Origin of the sequence: Roseomonas sp. KE2513 (genome assembly GCF_016107305.1) — a bacterium.
GTDB lineage: Bacteria > Pseudomonadota > Alphaproteobacteria > Acetobacterales > Acetobacteraceae > Roseomonas.
The window spans coordinates 74208-91633 of record NZ_RCVR01000012.1 but is presented as its reverse complement, the minus strand read 5'-3'; the positions used below and the strand labels follow the sequence as shown (position 1 = coordinate 91633).

20 protein-coding genes are annotated in these 17426 nt (G+C 70.7%); 10 read left to right on the top strand and 10 right to left on the bottom strand.

Annotation, left to right across the window (positions count from 1 at the left end; translation table 11 throughout):
• Positions 1 to 79: 79 nt before the first annotated feature.
• Positions 80 to 472 carry a hypothetical protein gene (locus D9599_RS14085; protein ID WP_198381862.1) on the bottom strand — a complete coding sequence of 131 codons (393 nt, stop codon included), beginning with the start codon at positions 470 to 472 and terminating at the stop codon, positions 80 to 82.
• Between the two features lie 122 nt (positions 473 to 594).
• On the opposite strand from D9599_RS14085, the gene D9599_RS14080 reads away from it, so the two are divergent.
• Positions 595 to 1359, top strand: coding sequence for a helix-turn-helix domain-containing protein (locus D9599_RS14080; protein WP_198381861.1), 765 nt, complete (start codon positions 595 to 597; stop codon positions 1357 to 1359).
• On the opposite strand, the gene D9599_RS14075 is transcribed toward D9599_RS14080, so the two are convergent.
• From D9599_RS14075 to lgt, 5 genes are all read right to left on the bottom strand, one after another.
• Complete coding sequence (locus tag D9599_RS14075) at positions 1356 to 2288, bottom strand: ribose-phosphate pyrophosphokinase (RefSeq protein ID WP_198381860.1); 933 nt, start codon at positions 2286 to 2288, stop codon at positions 1356 to 1358. The genes D9599_RS14080 and D9599_RS14075 overlap by 4 nt on opposite strands.
• 196 nt (positions 2289 to 2484) lie before the next feature.
• Positions 2485 to 3465, bottom strand: a complete 981-nt coding sequence (locus tag D9599_RS14070) for a hypothetical protein (RefSeq protein WP_198381859.1) — start codon at positions 3463 to 3465, stop codon at positions 2485 to 2487.
• Between the two features lie 211 nt (positions 3466 to 3676).
• Positions 3677 to 4450 carry a peptidoglycan editing factor PgeF gene (gene pgeF, locus D9599_RS14065; RefSeq protein WP_198381858.1) on the bottom strand — a complete coding sequence of 258 codons (774 nt, stop codon included), beginning with the start codon at positions 4448 to 4450 and terminating at the stop codon, positions 3677 to 3679.
• Positions 4447 to 5412 carry a class I SAM-dependent methyltransferase gene (locus tag D9599_RS14060; RefSeq protein WP_198381930.1) on the bottom strand — a complete coding sequence of 322 codons (966 nt, stop codon included), beginning with the start codon at positions 5410 to 5412 and terminating at the stop codon, positions 4447 to 4449. Before D9599_RS14060 ends, pgeF begins: the two co-directional genes overlap by 4 nt.
• 23 nt (positions 5413 to 5435) lie before the next feature.
• Positions 5436 to 6245, bottom strand: coding sequence for a prolipoprotein diacylglyceryl transferase (gene lgt, locus D9599_RS14055; protein WP_198381857.1), 810 nt, complete (start codon positions 6243 to 6245; stop codon positions 5436 to 5438).
• Between the two features lie 236 nt (positions 6246 to 6481).
• Here lgt and D9599_RS14050 point away from each other — a divergent pair, with 236 nt between their 5' ends.
• The 6 genes from D9599_RS14050 to D9599_RS14025 all read left to right on the top strand — a co-directional run bounded on the left by D9599_RS14050 (position 6482) and on the right by D9599_RS14025 (position 10976).
• Entirely contained in the window at positions 6482 to 7489 is a 1008-nt protein-coding gene (locus D9599_RS14050) for a TerC family protein (protein WP_375373052.1), read from the top strand.
• 110 nt (positions 7490 to 7599) lie between these two features.
• A complete protein-coding gene (locus tag D9599_RS14045; protein ID WP_198381856.1) occupies positions 7600 to 7980 on the top strand; it encodes an accessory factor UbiK family protein in 381 nt (126 codons plus the stop codon).
• 125 nt (positions 7981 to 8105) lie between these two features.
• Positions 8106 to 8609: a YbjN domain-containing protein gene (locus tag D9599_RS14040; RefSeq protein ID WP_043831814.1), complete on the top strand. Its 504-nt coding sequence runs from the start codon at positions 8106 to 8108 to the stop codon at positions 8607 to 8609.
• A gap of 51 nt (positions 8610 to 8660) precedes the next feature.
• Positions 8661 to 9473: a pyrroline-5-carboxylate reductase gene (proC, locus tag D9599_RS14035; protein ID WP_198381855.1), complete on the top strand. Its 813-nt coding sequence runs from the start codon at positions 8661 to 8663 to the stop codon at positions 9471 to 9473.
• 51 nt (positions 9474 to 9524) lie between these two features.
• A complete protein-coding gene (locus D9599_RS14030) occupies positions 9525 to 10445 on the top strand; it encodes a hypothetical protein (RefSeq protein WP_198381854.1) in 921 nt (306 codons plus the stop codon).
• Between the two features lie 96 nt (positions 10446 to 10541).
• Positions 10542 to 10976, top strand: coding sequence for a phasin family protein (locus D9599_RS14025; protein WP_198381853.1), 435 nt, complete (start codon positions 10542 to 10544; stop codon positions 10974 to 10976).
• 6 nt (positions 10977 to 10982) lie between these two features.
• Here the strand turns inward: D9599_RS14025 and D9599_RS14020 are convergent, their stop codons facing one another.
• Entirely contained in the window at positions 10983 to 11216 is a 234-nt protein-coding gene (locus D9599_RS14020; RefSeq protein ID WP_232480497.1) for a DUF4169 family protein, read from the bottom strand.
• A gap of 3 nt (positions 11217 to 11219) precedes the next feature.
• Here D9599_RS14020 and D9599_RS14015 point away from each other — a divergent pair, with 3 nt between their 5' ends.
• On the top strand, positions 11220 to 11882 hold the full coding sequence (locus tag D9599_RS14015) for a dienelactone hydrolase family protein (protein WP_198381852.1): 663 nt from the start codon (positions 11220 to 11222) through the stop codon (positions 11880 to 11882).
• A gap of 9 nt (positions 11883 to 11891) precedes the next feature.
• Positions 11892 to 12080 carry a hypothetical protein gene (locus tag D9599_RS14010; RefSeq protein ID WP_198381851.1) on the top strand — a complete coding sequence of 63 codons (189 nt, stop codon included), beginning with the start codon at positions 11892 to 11894 and terminating at the stop codon, positions 12078 to 12080.
• 309 nt (positions 12081 to 12389) lie between these two features.
• Here the strand turns inward: D9599_RS14010 and D9599_RS14005 are convergent, their stop codons facing one another.
• Positions 12390 to 13277, bottom strand: coding sequence for an S-methyl-5'-thioadenosine phosphorylase (locus D9599_RS14005; RefSeq protein WP_198381850.1), 888 nt, complete (start codon positions 13275 to 13277; stop codon positions 12390 to 12392).
• Positions 13278 to 13420: 143 nt separating this feature from the next.
• On the opposite strand from D9599_RS14005, the gene D9599_RS14000 reads away from it, so the two are divergent.
• Positions 13421 to 15235 (top strand): sensor domain-containing phosphodiesterase, encoded by a 1815-nt coding sequence (locus tag D9599_RS14000; protein WP_198381849.1) that lies wholly within the window; start codon positions 13421 to 13423, stop codon positions 15233 to 15235.
• Positions 15236 to 15336: 101 nt separating this feature from the next.
• Here D9599_RS14000 and D9599_RS13995 read toward each other — a convergent pair whose 3' ends face one another.
• A complete protein-coding gene (locus D9599_RS13995) occupies positions 15337 to 16140 on the bottom strand; it encodes a cytochrome c1 (protein WP_198381927.1) in 804 nt (267 codons plus the stop codon).
• Positions 16140 to 17417, bottom strand: a complete 1278-nt coding sequence (locus tag D9599_RS13990) for a cytochrome b/b6 (protein ID WP_198381848.1) — start codon at positions 17415 to 17417, stop codon at positions 16140 to 16142. Before D9599_RS13990 ends, D9599_RS13995 begins: the two co-directional genes overlap by 1 nt.
• Positions 17418 to 17426: the final 9 nt, after the last annotated feature.

Below are 17426 nucleotides of genomic sequence, written 5' to 3'. Positions count from 1 at the left end.
GAATTGCGGCCGGGGTTGAAGGGGGGCGGGCACCGCGATCCACGCCGCCCCTCTCCGACGGCGTGGACGGGCACGGCGCTCAGGCCGGCATGGCGGCGGTGCTGCGCAGGCCCGCGGCCTGCAATCCGGCGAAAGCGGCGACAACCAAGGCCTGTGTGAGGACGAAGGCGGTTCCCAGCGCGTTCGGCGCCACCCAGCCAAGGGCGAGGATGGCAACGCTCTCGGCTGCCCAGAGAAGATTGATGCCGATGACTGCGAGAACAAGCGCCCGAGCCGGTGCCGCGTGGCGGCCGAGCCAGAGGACGAAGCCGGCATAGGGAAGCAGCACGGCCCCGGCCACGCGCAGCAGGCCCGGCGGCAGCGCAGTTAAATCGGCCAGCGGGCCCGTGGCCAGCAGCATCAGCGCGCCGGTGGCGCCGCTCGCCGCCGCGTCCAGCAGCAGGGCGCGGCGGAGGAAGGGGGAAGCGTTCATGGGGGGATTCCTGCACGTCCGGCGGGATCGCCGGTGGGCGAACCCTGTGCCGGCGGCGGGGCGCGGGTCGATGACCTCGGAGGTCATGGAGACGACGCGTGAAGCGGCGATAGGCTCCAGGGATGAGCGCGCGCACGACCCCGATCGGCGACCACCTTCGCGGCTGGCGGCATCGCCGGCGCATGAGCCAGATGGACCTGGCGCTGGAGGCGGAGATCTCCACCCGGCACCTCAGCTGCCTCGAGACGGGCCGCGCCATGCCGAGCCGGTCCATGGTGCTGCGCCTGGCCGAGCAGCTCGATGTGCCGCTGCGGGAGCGGAACCTCTGGCTGGCGGCCGCCGGCTTCGCGCCCGCCTATCCGGAGCGGGGACCGGACGACCCCTCGATGCGGGCGGCGGTGGAGGCGGTTCTCGCGGCCCATGCGCCGAACCCGGCGCTGGCGGTGGACCGGCACTGGAACCTCGTCTCGGCCAACGCCACGGTCGGGCCGCTGATCGCGGGGGTTGATCCGGCGCTGCTGGCGGGGCCGGTAAACGTGATGCGGCTGGCGTTGCATCCGGCGGGGCTCGCGCCGCGGATCGGGGATTTCGGCTTGGTGCGCGCGCATTTCCTCGCGCGGCTGGCGCGGCAGGCAACGGTGAGCGGCGACCCCGTTCTCGTGGAATTGCTGCGCGAGCTGCGCGCCCTCCCCGCGCCGCACGGTGAGGCCGCGGAGCCGGCGGCGCTCGCCTTGCCCTTCCGCCTGCGGCTGGGCGAGGTGGAGCTGTCCTTTCTCACGACCACCATGGTCTTCGGCACGGCGCACGAGGTGGCGCTGTCCGAGCTGACGGTGGAGACCTTCTTCCCGTTGGACGAGGCGACGCGGGAGGCGCTGCGGCGCCTCTAGTCGAACAGCGTGGAAACGGAGGATTCCTCGCTGATGCGGCGCATCGCCTCGGCCAGCAGCGGGGCGACGGTGAGCTGCTTGATATTCGAGGAAACGCGGACCGCCTCCGTCGCCTGGATGCTGTCCGTCGTGACCATCTGCTCGATCGGCGCCGCGCCGATCCGGGCGACCGCGCCGCCCGAGAGCACGCCGTGGGTGACATAGACCGAGGCGGAGCGCGCGCCGTTCTTCAGCAGCGCATCGGCCGCGTTGCAGAGCGTGCCACCCGAATCGACGATGTCGTCCACGAGGATGCAGTCGCGCCCCTCCACGTCGCCGATCACGTTCATCACCTCCGACACGCCGGCGCGCGGGCGGCGCTTGTCGATGATAGCAAGGTCCGTGTGCAGGCGCGTCGCGATGGCGCGCGCGCGCACCACGCCGCCGACGTCGGGGGAAACGACCATGAGGTCGCGGCCCTTGAAGCGCTCCTGGATGTCGCGCGCGAACAGGGGGGCAGCGAAGAGGTTGTCCACGGGGATGTCGAAGAAGCCCTGGATCTGCCCCGCATGCAGGTCGAGCGTGAGAACGCGGTCCGCGCCGGCGCGGGTGATGAGGTTGGCGACGAGCTTGGCCGAGATCGGCGTGCGGGGGCCGGACTTACGGTCCTGGCGGGCATAACCGAAATAGGGGATCACTGCCGTCACGCGGCGCGCCGAGGAGCGGCGCAGCGCATCGAGCGTGATCAGCAGCTCCATCAGGTTGTCGTTCGCGGGATAGCTCGTGGACTGGATGACGAAGACATCCTCGCCGCGGATGTTCTCCTGGATCTCCACGAAGATCTCGAGGTCCGCGAAGCGGCGGACGGAGGCCTGGGTGAGCGGCAGGTTCAGGGCCGCGGCGACCGCCTCAGCGAGGGGGCGGTTGCTGTTGCAGGCGAGGATCTTCATCCGCGTGAAATCTCCGGGCGCGCCGTGGGCAGGCTTGGCCGACCCTGGGGCGAGCCCTGGGTTTGGGCAGGTCAGCGGCCGGGCGGCGTGGGGCGGCCGGGGGATAGCAACCGGGCGCCGCCAAGTCCATGCCGGCCGAGGGATTGCGCCCCACGCAAGGCGCATGCCCGTGCCGCCCCGCGCGAGGGAGCGGCCGCTACCGCCCCGTCCCGCCGCGAGGCGCGAGTGGCGGAGCCGGCGCGGCCACTGGCGCCTCCCCGGGGGTTGCAGCCGCCGGAGTCGCGGGACCTTCGCGGCGCGCGGCGGCCTCGCCCAGCCCACCGGCATTGGCGATGATGTCGCGCACCGCGACCGAGGCCTCCTCCGCCACGACATAGGCCACGTCGCCCCAGAGGCCGTTCAGGCTCCCGCTCGGCACCTCGTTCAGCTGCAGCGCGCGGCCGAGGTCGTGCCCATCCCGGCGCGAGACCTTCCAGAGGATTTCCACCCGCTGCTTCCGGTCCGCCGCGGGTGCCATGGTCACCTCGCCCGAGACGGCGAAGGCGGCGCCCTCCGCCCCTTCCTGCACCACGAGGCCCTTTCCGGCCAGGAACTCCTGCATGCGCGCGGCCAGGGCCTGGTTGCCGTCGCCGGGGGCGCCGCGGACGCCGGTGAAGCGCACGCGCGGCGGGCCGGCCGAGCCGTTGAAGGCCACCGTCTCGGAGGCGCGGCGGGCGGCCTCGCCGCGGGAGAGGAGGCCCGCGACCACGGTGGCGTCGCGGGAGGCCACCTCGCGCAGCATCCCGGGCTCGGACTGGCTCCACGCGGCCACGCCCACCGGCGCGCCGCGCGCCTGGCCGAGCACGCGGCCGTCGGCATCGCGGATGGCGTAGGCGGGAACCACGCCCTGTCCCTCCCGGTCCGCGGTGATGTCGAGGCGCCAGTCGAGCGGGGCCGGCGGCCCGGCCACGGCAGGAACCTCGGCCCCTTCCAACGCCTCCGACATGGCGACTGCGAAGTCGCTGGAGGCCATGTCCGACAGAAGGGCGGCCGAAGGAGACGGCACCGCAATTCGATAGGCCGGCGGCGCGGCGAGCCGCCGGCCCTCGGCGCCCGGATTGCCCCGGAAGGGCTGCGGCAGCGGCCCGCAGGCCGTCAGCAGCAGGAGGGCGGCGAGAAAGCTCGGGAAGGGGCGCATGCGCTCAGCCGATCACGCAGGAGGCGACAAGGGTGAGGAAGGCGAGCGCGAGGAAGATGAAGAGGTAAGGCATGGGGGGCCCTTATCGCGGGGCGGGCGGGGTTGCGCCAGCACTCATCCTAAGGGGGAACGGCACAGGCGACCCCGTTGCCGGTTCGCCTTGGGTCATGGGGAGGGCAGCGCGCTTCCCGAGGGTTGCAGGAGGCAGCCCCTACCCCGGCAGTGCGATCGCCGAGAGTTGGTGCCCGATCGGCCCGCCGCCCTCCAGGGTGCGCCGACGGTGGGAGAAGAAGCCCTCTTCCTCCGTCAGGGTATCGTTCGGCAGGGCCTCGGCGGCAACTCCGGCCGCGCGAAGGCGGGCGAGGATCAGCCCGGCCATGTCGAACTGCCAGTGGCCGTCTCGCCTGCCGGGCGCGAGGAAGCGGTCGCCCCCGGGATCCCCGGTGAGAAGCGCGTCGCGCAGGTCGGCGCCCACTTCGTAGCTCGGCTGGCGGATGCAGGGGCCGAGGCAGGCGGCGATGTTCGCGCGGCTGGCGCCCAGGCCTTCCATGGCGGCGATGGTGGCCTCCAGCACGCCGGCCAGGGCGCCGCGCCAGCCGGCATGGCAGGCGCCGACCACGCCCGCGCGGCTGTCGGCGAAGAGGACGGGGCCGCAATCGGCGGTGATGATCCCAAGGGTGACGCCGGGGCGGTTAGTCACGGCGCCGTCCGCGCGGGGGCGGGCCTCCACAGGGATCGGGGCCTCGGCCACCACCACGTCGATGCCATGCACTTGATAGAGGCCGGAGAGGGAGGCGGGTTCCGTGCCGATGGCGCGCATGGCCAGCGCCCGGTTCCGCGCGACCGCCTCCGGGTCGTCCTGGCCGGAGAGGGAGCAGTTGAGGCTGGCGAAGCGCCCCTCGGAGACGCCACCGCGGCGGGTGAAGAAGCCGTGCGGCAGGCCCGACAAGGAGGGCGCGGTCAGGAACTCGGCGGTCTGGGTCATGCGGCCTCGAAGCCGGGCAGGGTGGGAAGGGCGGGGTGGCTGATGGCCAGGGCCTTGAACAGGCGCCCCATGGCCTCGGGCGCGGTGAGGCGCGTGGCCGCCTCCAGGTGGCGGGCGCCCCGGCCGGGTTCCGAGGCGGCAAGCGCGGCGGCACGGCTGTGCAAGCCGAGGCGGGTCAGGAAGACGCCCTGCGGCACCGGGCCATGGGCCGCCGCGCCAGCGGCACGGGCGGCGCGAGCCAGGGCGGCGAAGTCCACATGGGCGGTCAGGTCTGCGCCACCGGGATCGGCGAGCGGGTCGGCGGCGCGGCGGTCGCGGATCGCCTGGAGGCTGCTGCCGGGCGCGCTCTCCGCCGGGCCATAGTCGATGAGGAGGGCAGCGCCGCCCCAGGCGACTAGGCGGGTGCCGAGGGCTGCCGCGATGGTCAGGGCGGGCTCGTTCACCTCCCGGATCTCGCCCTCCTTGCCCGCATCGGGCAGGGGAGCGTCGGGGGCGGGGCGCTCGACGAAGGCACTGCCGGCGACCCATCGCTCCATCCAGGCACCGCCGCGGCGGACGAACTGGCGGATGGGCAGGGCGTCGAGGAACTCGTTGGCCAGCAGGATCAGCGGGCCGTCCGGCAGGGTGGTTAGGTCCTCATGCCAGGTAGCACCGGGCAGGCGGGCGCGCTGGGCTTCGCGCAGCAGGGGAGAGGTCTCGACGAGATGCAGGCGGGCCGCGCGGGCGAAGTCCGGCACCATGGTGCCGATGGCGCGGAGGGCATCCGCCATCAGCGTGCCGCGCCCGGGACCGGCCTCGGCGAGGATGACGGAGCCGGGGCTGCCCATAAGCGTCCAGGTGACGGCGGCCCAGAGGCCAAGGCATTCCCCGAAGGCCTGGGTGATCTCGGGCGCGGTGGTGAAGTCCCCCCCCGCGCCGAAGGGGTCGCGCCCCGCGTAGTAGGCGGCATTGGCGCGAGCCATGAAGGCGTCGAGGCGCTCCTCGCTCAAGCGGCGGGCGCCTCGGCCACGCGGCGGCTGCGGAGCATCAGCCAGGCGCCGACGAGCACCATCGGCACGGAAAGAAGCTGCCCCATCGTGGCCCCGGCGAAGAGGAAGCCGAGCTGCGGGTCGGGCTGGCGAAAGAATTCGCCGATGATCCGGGCGATGCCGTAGCCCGCGAGGAAGGCGCCCGAGGTGAAGCCGGGACGGGCGCGGAGCGAGGGGGTGCGGACGATCCATTGCAGGACGACCAGCAGGATCAGCCCCTCCATCGCCGCCTGGTAGAGCTGGGAGGGGTGGCGCGGCTCGGGGCCCGCATGGGGGAAGATCACTCCCCAGGGCACGTCCGTCGTGCGGCCCCACAGCTCTCCGTTCACGAAGTTGGCCAACCGCCCGAGGCCGAGGCCGACGGGGACGACGCTGGTGATGCGGTCCGCGAAGAGGAGGAAGGGCAGGCGCTGTCGATGGGCAAAGAGGGCGATCGCGAGGATGACGCCAATGGCCCCGCCATGGAAGGACATGCCGCCGTGCCAGAGGTAGAGGACCTCCCACGGCGCGGTCCAGATGATGTCCGGCCGGTAGAACAACACGTAGCCGAGCCGCCCGCCGAGGATGACGCCGAGCGTCGCCCAGGTGACGAAGTCGTCCATCTGCTCGGGCGTCGCGGCCACCGGCGGGCGCTGCACGAGGCGGCGCGCCATCTGCCAGGCGATGACGATGCCGACGATATAGGCCAGCGCGTACCAGCGCACGACGAAGGGCCCGACGGCGATGGCAACCGGGTCGAAGGCGGGGAAGAGGATGGCGGGGATCATGCTTCGACTGCGGGCGGGGCCTGGGACGGAAGCGGGGGTATAGGCCCGTTCCCGCCCGGCGGGAAATGGCGCCGCGGCGACTTCCCCGGCGCTGCGTTTCGATGCCCTTGAAAGAGGGGAATCGCCGGGCCAGTTCGTCACCCAACCCCTGATCCGGGCCCCTCTGGCGAGAGCAGCCGGCCGCTTCGCGATGTCGGATCACTCCTGGCTCAACGGCCGGTAATGGAGTGGCCCGCGTGGAATCCGCGCTCTTGTTTGCCGACTGGCTCGGCACCCCGGCTTGGATGTGGCTCGCCTTCCTCGGGCTGGTGGCCGCGCTTCTCGCCTTCGACCTCGGCATCCTGCACCGGGAGAACCGGGAGATCGGCGTGCGGGAGAGCCTGATGCTCTCCGCCCTCTACATCGCGCTCGGCCTGGGCTTCGGCGGCTGGGTGTGGTGGACGCTCGGCGCCGAGCCCGGTCTGAACTACCTGACGGGCTTCGTGGTCGAGAAGACGCTGGCGATGGACAACGTCTTCGTCATCGCGATGATCTTCTCCTTCTTCGCCGTGCCGCGGGTCTACCAGCACCGGGTGCTGTTCTGGGGCATCCTCGGCGTAATCGTGCTGCGCGCGATCATGATCGGTCTCGGCGCGGCGCTGGTCACGCATTTCTCCTGGGTGCTCTACGTCTTCGCGGCCTTCCTGGTGGCGACGGGCGTGAAGATGCTCCTCTTTACCGAGGGGGAGCGTCCGGTGGGCGAGAACCCGCTGGTGCGCCTGATGCAGCGGCACCTGAACGTGACCGAGGAGCACCACGGCGAGCGCTTCTTCGTGCACCAGCCTCATCCCGTTACCGGGCAGCCCGCCCTCTTCGCCACGCCGCTGTTCATGGCGCTGGTGATGATCGAGGTGGCCGACGTGATCTTCGCCGTCGATTCCGTGCCGGCGATCTTCGCCATCACGACCGACCCCTTCATCGTCTATACATCCAATATCTTCGCCATCCTCGGCCTGCGCGCGCTGTATTTCGCCCTCGCCGCGATGATTCACCGCTTCGCCTACCTGAAGGTGGCCCTGGCCGTGGTGCTGATCTTCATCGGCTCCAAGATTTTCGTCGCGGACCTGCTGGGCATCGGGAAGATCCCGCCCGCGGTCTCGCTTGGCGTCACTTTCGCGATCCTCGCCGCGGGCGTGGCCTACAGCCTTTGGCGGACACGGCCGGGTGACAGGGCCGGAGCGGTGCCGGAAGGCAGCGCCCGATAGGCCCCGCACCTTCGCGGCGCGCTGGCGCCCGCCCACGAGAAAAGCGCGCGGGGGGCTACGCCCGGGAGGCGGGCGGGGCCATGTTGAGGCGGTATCGACCGGAGATTGTCATGCAAGAGGGTGGGCAGGGTTCATCGGGGCCTTTCGGGACTGGCAGCTTCGGCGGCGGCCGGGGCAAGTTCTTCGATGACCTGGCGGGCATGGCCGGCGGCGCCTTCTCCGTGCTGGCGGGCGCGCGCGCCGAGATCGAGAGCGCGGTTCAGGCCCAGGTGGAGGCGCTGACCGCGCGGCTGAATCTCGTCAAGCGCGAGGAACTGGACGCGGCGCTCGAGGTGGCCCGTCGCGCGCGCGAGCAGGCCGAGGCGCTGGCCCTTCGCGTCGAGGCGCTGGAGGCCCGGATGAACAGCGCGCCGCCCGATGCGACTCCCTTCGAGACGGGTGCGGCCACGGGTGGTGCAACCGATCCGGGTCCGGCTGACGGGGGCGTGTGACGCCTCATTGAAGCCTTCGGGGTTGCCGCTGCGTTCGGCATCGCAGTATCAACCTATTGGGGCTGGCCCGGCCGATTCGCTACCAGACTCGGGGGGTCTGTCCGTCTCGGATAGGAGGTGACGCCATGTCAGCCACCCTCGCTGCCACCCGGGACAGGGCCGCCAACCCGCTCGACGTCGTCGAGCAGATCGTGGCGGCCAACGAATGGGCCTTCGACCGCCGCTCCGACGGCGAGATGGCCGCGGAAGCCCCGGGCAAGTGGTGCGACTACGGCCTTCATTTCGCCTGGTCCACCGAGATCAGCGCGATGCACTTCACCTGCGCCTTCGACATGAAGGTCCCGGCCGCCGCGCGCGGGCGCCTGCACGAGCTGCTGGCGCTGGCGAACGAGAAGCTGTGGATCGGCCATTTCGGGCTGGAGGGAGAGGAGGGCGTGCCGGTCTTCCGCCACGCCGTGCTTCTCCGCGGCGCCCGCGCCGCCAGCGTGGAAAGCCTCGAGGATATGGTGGACATCGCCATCACTGAGTGCGAGCGCTTCTTCCCCGCCTTCCAGTTCGTTCTCTGGGGCGGCAAGGCGCCGGCCGAGGCGCTGGCCGCTGCCATGCTGGACTGCGTCGGCGAAGCCTGAAACCTTCGGGCGAGCCCGCCGGTCAGCGGGCGAGCCTCGAGGGATTGCCCGATGTCGTCTGATCTACTGCCCCCTGTGCTTCTTGTCGGCTGCGGCAAGATGGGGGGCGCCCTTCTCCACGGCTGGCTGGAACGCGGCCTCTCCCACGCCGTGGTGGTAGAGCCGCATAAGCTCTCGACGGAAGCCTTCGCCCACCGGGTGGAAGTGGTGCCGGATGCCGAGGCCATCCCGTCCGGCTTCGTGCCGGAAGCGGTCGTCTTCGCCACCAAGCCGCAGCAGGCGGAGGTGGTGCTCCCCTCCTACCGGCCCTTCGCGCGGGGCGGGGCGCTTTTCCTCTCGATCATGGCGGGCAAGACCATCTCCGGCCTGGACGCCATGCTGGACGGTGCGGCGGTGGTGCGGGCCATGCCGAACACGCCGGCCTCCATCGGCCAGGGCTTCACCGTCGCCTGCGCGGGTCGCCGTGCCTCCGCGGAGCAGAAGGCCCTGGCAGACCGCCTGCTAGCCGCGACCGGCGAGGTCGCCTGGGTGGAGGCGGAGAGCCTGATCGATCCGGTCACTGCCATTTCCGGCGGCGGACCGGCCTATGTCTTTCTCCTGACCGAACTGCTGGAGCGGGCGGGGATCGCGCAGGGCGTGCCGCCGGACCTTGCCCGGCGGATGGCGCGGGCGACCGTGACAGGTTCGGGCGCGCTGCTCGCCCGCAGCGCGGAGGGCGCGGCGGTGCTCCGCCAGAACGTCACCTCCCCCAAGGGAACGACCGAGCGGGCGCTGGCGGTGCTGATGGACGAGCACGCCTGGCCCGCCCTGGTGCCGCAGGCGATCGACGCCGCGACCCGGCGTTCCCGCGAGCTGGCAGGCTGAGGTGACGCGCCGGTAACGGGCGAGGTTGATAGAGGGGGCGGACACGCCATCTTGCCCACGATGAGCACGCGCGACGCCCCCTCCCCTTCCCTTCTCGATGCCTTCTGGCGCGTGGTCGCGCGGGAGGGATGGCACGGCACCACCTTCGCGCGCATCGCCGCCGAGAGCGGCGAGACGCTGGCGGAGCTGCGCGGCCGCTATCCCACGCCGGTGGATCTCCTGCGCGCCCACGCCCGCGCGGTGGACCAGGCGGTGCTGGAGGGCACCGTTCCCGGCCAGCACGGCTTCGGCAGCGCGCGCGACCGTGTCTTCGACCTGCTGATGCGCCGCCTGGATGCGCTCGCGCCGCATCGGGAGGGCGTGCTGCGCCTGCAGCGCGACCTCATGCGCGACCCGATCTCGGCCCTGCTGCTCTCCCCCATCCTCATGGCCTCCATGGCCTGGACGCTGGAGGGGGCGGGGATTTCCACCGGTGGGATCGCGGGCGCGTTGCGAGTGCAGGGGCTGGCGGGGGTGTGGATCGCCACCGCCCGTGCCTGGGAGGGCGATGAGAGCGTCGATCTCGGCCCGACCATGGCCGCGCTCGACCGTGCGCTGGACCGGGCGGAGAGCCTCGCCCGCACGCTGCGCCTGACCGACGAGGAGGCGGAAACGCCCCCTGCCGACGCTATGCCGGCGGAGCGCTTCGACGAGCCGCCGCTGGCCGATACCGGCACCATGATGGCCGAGGCGGCCGGCGCCGGCCTCGATGCCGCCGACGCCACCCTGCTGCCCGAGGTCCCCGGCGACGGCCCCGATGCCTCCGACGCCGCCCTGCTGCCCGAGGTTCCCGGCGATGTTGGCGAGGTGACGCCGCCGGCGTCCGCCCTGGGCCCGGAGGCTCCGGGCGAAGGGGGCGCCAGCACGCCGCCGCGCGCGGGTTCCGGCAAGGGATCGAAGGGGAATGGCGCGGGCAAGACCTCGATCGCCTGACCACCGCTGGCGGAAGGGCGGCTTCGGGGCGCCGTGGCGCTTGCAGCCGCCGAGCCCCGCGCCCAGGATGAGGCGAGAAACCAGAGGAGGATAGCTATGTCCGATCGCCCCGCCCTGCCCCCGGAGATGGACCCGATGCGCATGCTGTCCGAGATGAAGATGCCGATGGTGGATGTGCAGGCGCTCGCCGCCGCGCAGCGCCGCAACCTGGAGGCCCTTTCCGCCGCGAACCGCGTGGCGCTGGAAGGCGCCCAGGCCATCGCACGCCGGCACATGGAGATCCTGCAGCAGTCCATGGCCGAGATGACGGAGGCCGTGCGCGGCGTCTCCTCGCCCAGCACGGACCCCTCCTCGCGCGCGGCCCAGCAGGCCGAGCTGGTGAAGGCCACCTACGAGCGGGCGGTGAACAACATGAAGGAACTGGCCGACCTCATCCAGAAGTCCAATGCCGAGGCGCTGACGGTGCTCAATAAGCGCTTCTCCGAGGCCATGGACGAGGTGCGCGGCATGGTGGCCAAGAAGGAGGGCTGACGGCCCTTATCCCGGGGCCTTCGGGTCCCGGCCTTCGAGGCGGGCGCCGTCGAGCAGGGCGTCGCGCGCCGTCTCTGCGGCGGCATCCCGCGCCCGCTCGGCCTTCGTGCGGCCATGGGCAGCGCGGTTGGCCGCGGCCTTCGCCTCCGCCGCCTTGCGGTCGCGCGATTTGCGAGCCCGGTTCAGGTTGACGATCTCGGCCATGGCGCCAGGATAGCGATCCCCAGTCTTCGGAACCATCCCATGCAGATTGAGTTGACCGCGGCCGACGGCCATCGCCTCTCCGCCTGGCGCGCGGGGCCGCAGGACGCGAAGCACGGGCTGGTGGTGATCCAGGAGATCTTCGGGGTCAACGCGCATATGAAGCGGCTGTCGGACCACCTGGGCAGCCTCGGCTGGGCGGTGGTCACGCCCGCGCTGTTCGACCGGGCCGAGCGCGGGGTGGAACTCGGCTACGAGGCACCCGACCGGGAGCGCGGCATGGCGCTGCGCAAGAAGGTCTCCGACGAGGCCGCGATGCTCGACGTGGAGGCGGCGGCGCAGGCCCTGCCCACGGGCGCGGCCAAGGGCATCATCGGCTACTGCTGGGGTGGCACGATCGCCTGGTGGGGCGCGACGCGCTCCAACACCTTCCGTGCGGCGGTCGGCTACTATGGCGGCGGCATCGCCGGTACGCGCAGCGAGGTGCCGCACTGCCCGGTGCAGCTTCATTTCGGTGAGAAGGACGCGGGCATTCCCCTCTCGGACGTGGAGCTGGTGCGGCAAGCGCAGCCTGGCGTCGAGATCCACCTCTACCCGGATGCCGGCCACGGCTTCGCCTGCGAGGACCGCTCGAGCTATAATCCCGCCGCTACGGAATTGGCCGAAGGACGGGCGCTGGCTTTCCTCTCCTCCCACCTGGGCTGAAGAGGGCTCATGGTCGGGTCGATCATCGCGATCGTCGTCTTCCTCGGGCTGCTCTCGGCCATTCCCTACATATGGCCCGACGGCTTCTCCCAACCGCCGGTGATCATGATCGGCCTGTTGGCCACCGCGGCAGTGATCGTGCTGGTGGCTGGATTTCGGCGGCGGAGCAAAGGCTGGGAGACCGACGCGAACGACTGAGTTCCGGAGGGGCTGTTCCCGATCGGGTGCCGCGGGCAATCCCGGGGAGAGGAAGAAGGAATTCTTCCTCTCCCCGGCCCCCTCATCATCATCTTTTTCTTCGAGTTGGGGATGCCTCGCGGCCGGTGCGCCTCAGGTCACCGCCCCGAGGCGACTGCACGCACAGGAAGGGTGCCCAAGAAGAACTGGCCCTGATCACCGCATCCGCGACAGCCAGATGGGGGTCTAGGGGCCTCAGGCTCTTGGCGGGGTCCGAGGCACTGCCTTGGACGTCCGGAGAGGGCGGAGCCCTTTCCGAGAGTCACCGGTTCAAGCCGCGCGCAACAGCCGCCCCGCCACTGCGTCGAGCTTTGCTACCAGGGCCGGATCGCGCTTTTCCGGCGGGGTGACGATGGCGGCATCAAGGGCGCGGTCGCACCCGGCCGGGCAGGGGCCGCGGGGCTTGCCGAGCATGGGCACCACGGCCCGGACGAGGTCCTTCGCGCGGCCCGCATTCTCGAGCAGCACCTTCACCACGGCGTCCACCGTGACGTGGTCGTGGTCGGGGTGCCAGCAGTCGTAGTCGGTGACCATAGCGACGGTCGCGTAGCAGAGCTCCGCCTCCCGGGCGAGCTTGGCCTCGGGCATGTTGGTCATGCCGATCACGTCGCAGCCCCAGGCGCGGTAGAGTTCGCTCTCGGCGCGCGTGCTGAACTGCGGTCCTTCCATGACGAGGTAGGTGCCGCCGCGCTTGTGCTTCAGGCCGATGTCGCGGGCCGCTTCCTCCAGCGCATCGCCGAGGCGGGGGCAGAGAGGATGGGCCATCGAGACATGGGCGACGCAGCCCGTCTCGAAGAAGGACTTCTTGCGGGCGAAGGTGCGGTCGATGAACTGGTCCGCGATGACGAAGGTGCCGGGCGGCAGGTCCGCGTTGAGGCTCCCGACAGCGGAGAGGGAGAGGATCTCCGTGCAGCCGGCGCGCTTCAGGGCGTCGATGTTGGCGCGGTAGTTCAGCTCGCTCGGCGGCACGCGGTGGCCGCGCCCGTGGCGGGGAAGGAAGACGCAGCTCGTGCCGTCCAGTGTGCCGAAGAGCAACTCGTCCGAGGGCTCTCCCCAGGGGCTTTCCACCCGCTGCCAGCGCCGGTCCTGCAGGCCCTCGATGTCGTACAGACCGGAGCCGCCGATGAGGCCGATGACTGGGGTGATCGTGTCGGACATGCTGCGCTCCGCTCGGCGGTTCGGGCCCGCCCTCTAGCCGAGCAACGGCGCCGGCACCAGTGCGTCCCCGATAGCGTGGCCCTTTGCAGCCGATGGTTGTAGAACCTTCATCGTTTGGCAACGACAGGGGAAATTCAGTGGCGATGGACGTTCCGCGCCCGGCGAACGAGGCATCGCGTCTGTTGGACGTGGCCGATCTGGAGGCCTTCGACCGCGTCACGGACGACCTGCTGGGCGCCTTCATCAGGGTGGCGACGGATCTGGTGGGCGTGCCGATCTGCGGCGTCTCCCTGGTGGGCGAGCACCAGCAGTTCTTCAAGGCGCTGAAGGGGCTTGAGGCTTCCAGCCTGCCGCGCGATGCCTCCTTCTGCGCCCACGCCATTCTCAACCCGCACGAAGTGATGGTGGTGTCCGATCTGCAGGCGGACCCGCGCTTCAGCGCCAACGCCCTTGTCACGGGGGATCCGAACCTTCGCTTCTACGCTGGGGCTCCCCTCCTCAGCAGTCGCGGGAACGCGGTCGGCACGCTCTGCATCCTCGACCGGCAGCCGCGCTCGCTGACGCCGCAGATGGTGGCGCGGCTGCAGGACCTGGCCCGGGGGACCTCGGCCGCGCTCTCGCTCCGTCACGCAATCGGGGAGGTGCATCGCGCGGCCCGGACCGACCCGCTGACGGGACTGCTGAACCGGGCGGGGATGAAGGAGGTGCTGGCGCAGGAGGGGCCGCGTGACCTCTGCGTGCTGATGATCGATCTCGACGGCTTCAAGCCGATCAACGACACCTACGGCCACGCAGGGGGCGACAAGGCCCTGGTGGAGGTGGCGCGCCGCCTGACCGAGGCGGTCCGCGAGGGCGACTGGGTGGCGCGGCCGGGTGGCGACGAGTTCGTGGTGCTGGCGCGCGGCCTCGGCGACCGCCAGGCCGCGCTGGCACTGGCCGAGCGCATCCATGCGGGCTTGGCCGACACCTTCGTGCTGAACGGTTCCCTCGTGCCGCTGCGCGCCTCGATCGGCCTCGCGGCGGGGCGCCGCGAGGAGGCGGCGGCGCTGTTGGAACGAGCGGACGCGGCCGTCTACGAAGCCAAGCGGGCCGGGCGGAGCGTCACGCGCGCCGCGGAGGATAGCCCCCGACCGACGAGCATCGGCCGCACGGCGCTGGAGCAGCAGCTGCGCCGCGCCTTCGAGCCGGGCGGGCGGGTTCCCTTCCACCTCGTTTTTCAACCGATCGTGGACATAGCGACGCGGGCGGCGCGCGCGGGGGAGGCGCTGCTGCGCTGGCACGACGAGACGGGGCCGGTGCTCTCCCCCTCCGAGCTGCTGCCAGTGATCGAGAGCCTGGGTTATTCGGGCGCGCTCGACCGCTGGGTGCTCGCTGAGGCCTGCCGGCTGATCGCGGCGGATAGGGCGCCCTTCCCGATCTCGATTAACATCTCAGCCAACACCTTCGGGATGCCGGGCTTCGACACGGCTGTTGCCGCTGCCCTGCGGGCCCATGGGCTCGAGGGGGACCGGCTGAGGATCGAGATGACCGAGCGCTCCCTGGTCGGCGATCCGGTGGCGGCGCTCGGCAATGTGGAGGGTCTGGCGCGGATCGGCGTCCGCGTTGCCCTGGATGATTTCGGCGGCGGTCACGGAACGCTGGCGCGGCTGCGGGGCTTTCCCTTCTCCGCCATCAAGATCGACCGCGGGCTGGTGATGAACTGCGCGGGCGACGCGCAGGGCACGGCGCTGCTGGAGGCGGTGGTGAGCATGGCCCGGGCGCTCTCCGTTCCCCTGGTGGCGGAGGGGGTAGAGGAGGCCGAGCAGCTGATGCTGCTAGCCCGGCTCGGCGTCGATGCGGCGCAGGGTTTCCTGCTCTCCGAGGGCGCGCCGTGGGACGGGCTGGCGGCAGCCGGGCAGGCCGCCGGCGCACGTGCGCGGGGAATCCTGGACTCGGCCGAGAGACGCGCCGCGGGCTGATTCCTCGGCGCCCAGGCTGCTTGCCGACGAGGGGAAGGCCCGAAAGAAAAAGGCCCCGCACCGGACGGACCGGTGCGGGGCCTTTGAAGTCTATGGGCAGGCTACTGCGTGTCCTGGTGCAGGTTCGCCCAGACCTTGCGCTTCACCGCGTAGACAAGGCCGCCGAGGATGGTCAGGAAGATCACCATCCGCACGCCCATGGCGCGGCGCTGCTCCAGCTCGGGCTCGGCCGCCCAGGAGAGGAAGGTGACGACGTCCGTGGCCATCTGGTCGATGGTCGCCTTGGTGCCGTCAGCGAACTCGACCTGGCCCTCGGTATTCAACGGCGCCGCCATCGCGATCTGATGGCCCGGGAAGTACTTGTTGTAGTGCATCCCCTCCGCGATCGTCACGCCGGGCGGCGGATCCTCGTAGCCGACCAGCAGGGCGTGCACGTAGTCGGCCCCGCCCTCGCGCGCCTTGATGATCACCGACAGGTCGGGCGGCAGGGCGCCGTTGTTGGCGGCGCGCGCCGCGGCGTCGTTCTGGAAGGGCCGCCGGAAGCGGTCCGAGGCGCGGGCGGGGCGCTCGAACATCTCGCCGTTGTCGTTCGGCCCGTCCTGCACCTGGAACTGGGAGGCGAGCGCCGCGATCTGGGTCGCGTTCAGGCCGATGCCCGAGAGGTTACGGTAGGAGAGCTGCCGCATGGAGTGGCAGGCCGAGCAGACCTCCTTGTAGACCTGGAAGCCGCGCTGGGCGGAGGCACGGTCGAAGGTACCGAAGGGACCCTCGAAGGTGAACTTGGTGTCCGGCAGGTGGATCACCTCGTGCTCCTGCGCGCGGGCATCCACCGAGGCAACGACGGGCACGAGAAGGATGGCGGCCGCAACGGCGGCCGCCTTAACAGTGGTCAGCAGGGGGCGCATCACGCCTTCTCCATCGGCTTGGCCGTTGCGCCGGCAGGCAGGGGTCCACCGCCGCGATGCTTCAGCACGGCGCGGCTGATGCTTTCAGGCAGGGGCAGGGGACGCTCGAACTTGGACAGGAAGGGCAGGATCACGAGGAAGTAGGCGAAGTAGTAGGCCGTCGCGATCTGCGCGATGAGAATGTAGGGCTGCTCCGCCGGCTTGCCGCCCGCCCACATCAGCACGAAGAAATTTGCGGTGAAGAGGAGGAAGGCAATCCGGCCAATCGGGCGGAAGCGCATGGAGCGCACCGGCGAGCTGTCCAGCCAGGGCAGGAAGAAGAGCACGATCAGCGCGCCGCCCATCATCGCCACGCCGCCGAGCTTGTTCGGGACCGCGCGGAGGATCGCGTAGAAGGGCAGGAAGTACCATTCCGGCACGATATGCGCGGGCGTCACCAGCGGGTTTGCCGGGATGTAGTTGTCGGGGTGGCCGAGCATGTTCGGCGCGAAGAAGACCAGAAGGGCGAAGACCAGCAGGTAGACGATGATCCCGACGCTGTCCTTCGTGGTGTAGTAGGGATGGAAGGGGATGGTGTCCTGCGGGCCTTTCGGCTCGATGCCCAGCGGGTTGTTGGAACCCGTGATGTGCAGCGCGGCGATGTGGAGGAAGACCACGCCCGCGATCACGAAGGGCAGGAGGAAGTGCAGCGAGAAGAAGCGGTTGAGGGTGGGGTTGTCCACCGAGAAGCCGCCCCAGAGCCAGGTCACGATGCTGTTGCCGACCACGGGAATGGCCGAGAACAGGTTGGTGATGACCGTGGCACCCCAGAAGGACATCTGGCCCCAGGGAAGCACGTAGCCCATGAAGGCGGTGGCCATCATCAGGATGAAGATGACGACGCCGATCATGAAGAGCAGTTCGCGCGGGGTCTTGTAGGAACCGTAGTAGAGGTTCCGCCAGATGTGGATGTAGACCACGATGAAGAACATCGAGGCGCCGTTGGCGTGGATGTAGCGCAGCAGCCAGCCGTAGTTCACGTCACGCATGATGCGTTCGACGGAATCGAAGGCGAGCTGGGTATTGGCGGCGTACTGCATGGACAGGACCACGCCGGTCGCGATCATGATCGCGAGGCTGATCATGGCGAGCGCGCCGAAGTTCCAGAAATAGTTGAAGTTGCGCGGCGTCGGGAAGGTGCCGTACTCGCGCTGCACCATGGAGATGATGGGCAGGCGCTGGTCGACCCAGCGGAGGACGGGATTCTTGACGTCCGACTCGTGAAGGCCCTCGGGCATGGTGGTGGC

Excerpts from the sequence above, each read along its gene's own strand:
- D9599_RS14020 (WP_232480497.1), bottom strand. The coding sequence starts at position 11,216 with ATGGTTCCGAAGACTGGGGATCGCTATCCTGGCGCCATGGCCGAGATC.
- D9599_RS14060 (WP_198381930.1), bottom strand. The coding sequence starts at position 5,412 with ATGGCTCGCGCCAATGCCGCCTACTACGCGGGGCGCGACCCCTTCGGC.
- D9599_RS14005 (WP_198381850.1), bottom strand. The coding sequence starts at position 13,277 with ATGTCCGACACGATCACCCCAGTCATCGGCCTCATCGGCGGCTCCGGT.
- D9599_RS14085 (WP_198381862.1), bottom strand. The coding sequence starts at position 472 with ATGAACGCTTCCCCCTTCCTCCGCCGCGCCCTGCTGCTGGACGCGGCG.
- D9599_RS14015 (WP_198381852.1), top strand. The coding sequence starts at position 11,220 with ATGCAGATTGAGTTGACCGCGGCCGACGGCCATCGCCTCTCCGCCTGG.
- D9599_RS14025 (WP_198381853.1), top strand. The coding sequence starts at position 10,542 with ATGTCCGATCGCCCCGCCCTGCCCCCGGAGATGGACCCGATGCGCATG.
- lgt (WP_198381857.1), bottom strand. The coding sequence starts at position 6,245 with ATGATCCCCGCCATCCTCTTCCCCGCCTTCGACCCGGTTGCCATCGCC.
- D9599_RS13995 (WP_198381927.1), bottom strand. The coding sequence starts at position 16,140 with ATGCGCCCCCTGCTGACCACTGTTAAGGCGGCCGCCGTTGCGGCCGCC.
- D9599_RS14075 (WP_198381860.1), bottom strand. The coding sequence starts at position 2,288 with ATGAAGATCCTCGCCTGCAACAGCAACCGCCCCCTCGCTGAGGCGGTC.
- pgeF (WP_198381858.1), bottom strand. The coding sequence starts at position 4,450 with ATGACCCAGACCGCCGAGTTCCTGACCGCGCCCTCCTTGTCGGGCCTG.
- D9599_RS13990 (WP_198381848.1), bottom strand. The coding sequence starts at position 17,417 with ATGCCCGAGGGCCTTCACGAGTCGGACGTCAAGAATCCCGTCCTCCGC.
- D9599_RS14000 (WP_198381849.1), top strand. The coding sequence starts at position 13,421 with ATGGACGTTCCGCGCCCGGCGAACGAGGCATCGCGTCTGTTGGACGTG.
- D9599_RS14040 (WP_043831814.1), top strand. The coding sequence starts at position 8,106 with ATGTCAGCCACCCTCGCTGCCACCCGGGACAGGGCCGCCAACCCGCTC.
- D9599_RS14045 (WP_198381856.1), top strand. The coding sequence starts at position 7,600 with ATGCAAGAGGGTGGGCAGGGTTCATCGGGGCCTTTCGGGACTGGCAGC.
- D9599_RS14070 (WP_198381859.1), bottom strand. The coding sequence starts at position 3,465 with ATGCGCCCCTTCCCGAGCTTTCTCGCCGCCCTCCTGCTGCTGACGGCC.
- D9599_RS14080 (WP_198381861.1), top strand. The coding sequence starts at position 595 with ATGAGCGCGCGCACGACCCCGATCGGCGACCACCTTCGCGGCTGGCGG.
- proC (WP_198381855.1), top strand. The coding sequence starts at position 8,661 with ATGTCGTCTGATCTACTGCCCCCTGTGCTTCTTGTCGGCTGCGGCAAG.
- D9599_RS14010 (WP_198381851.1), top strand. The coding sequence starts at position 11,892 with ATGGTCGGGTCGATCATCGCGATCGTCGTCTTCCTCGGGCTGCTCTCG.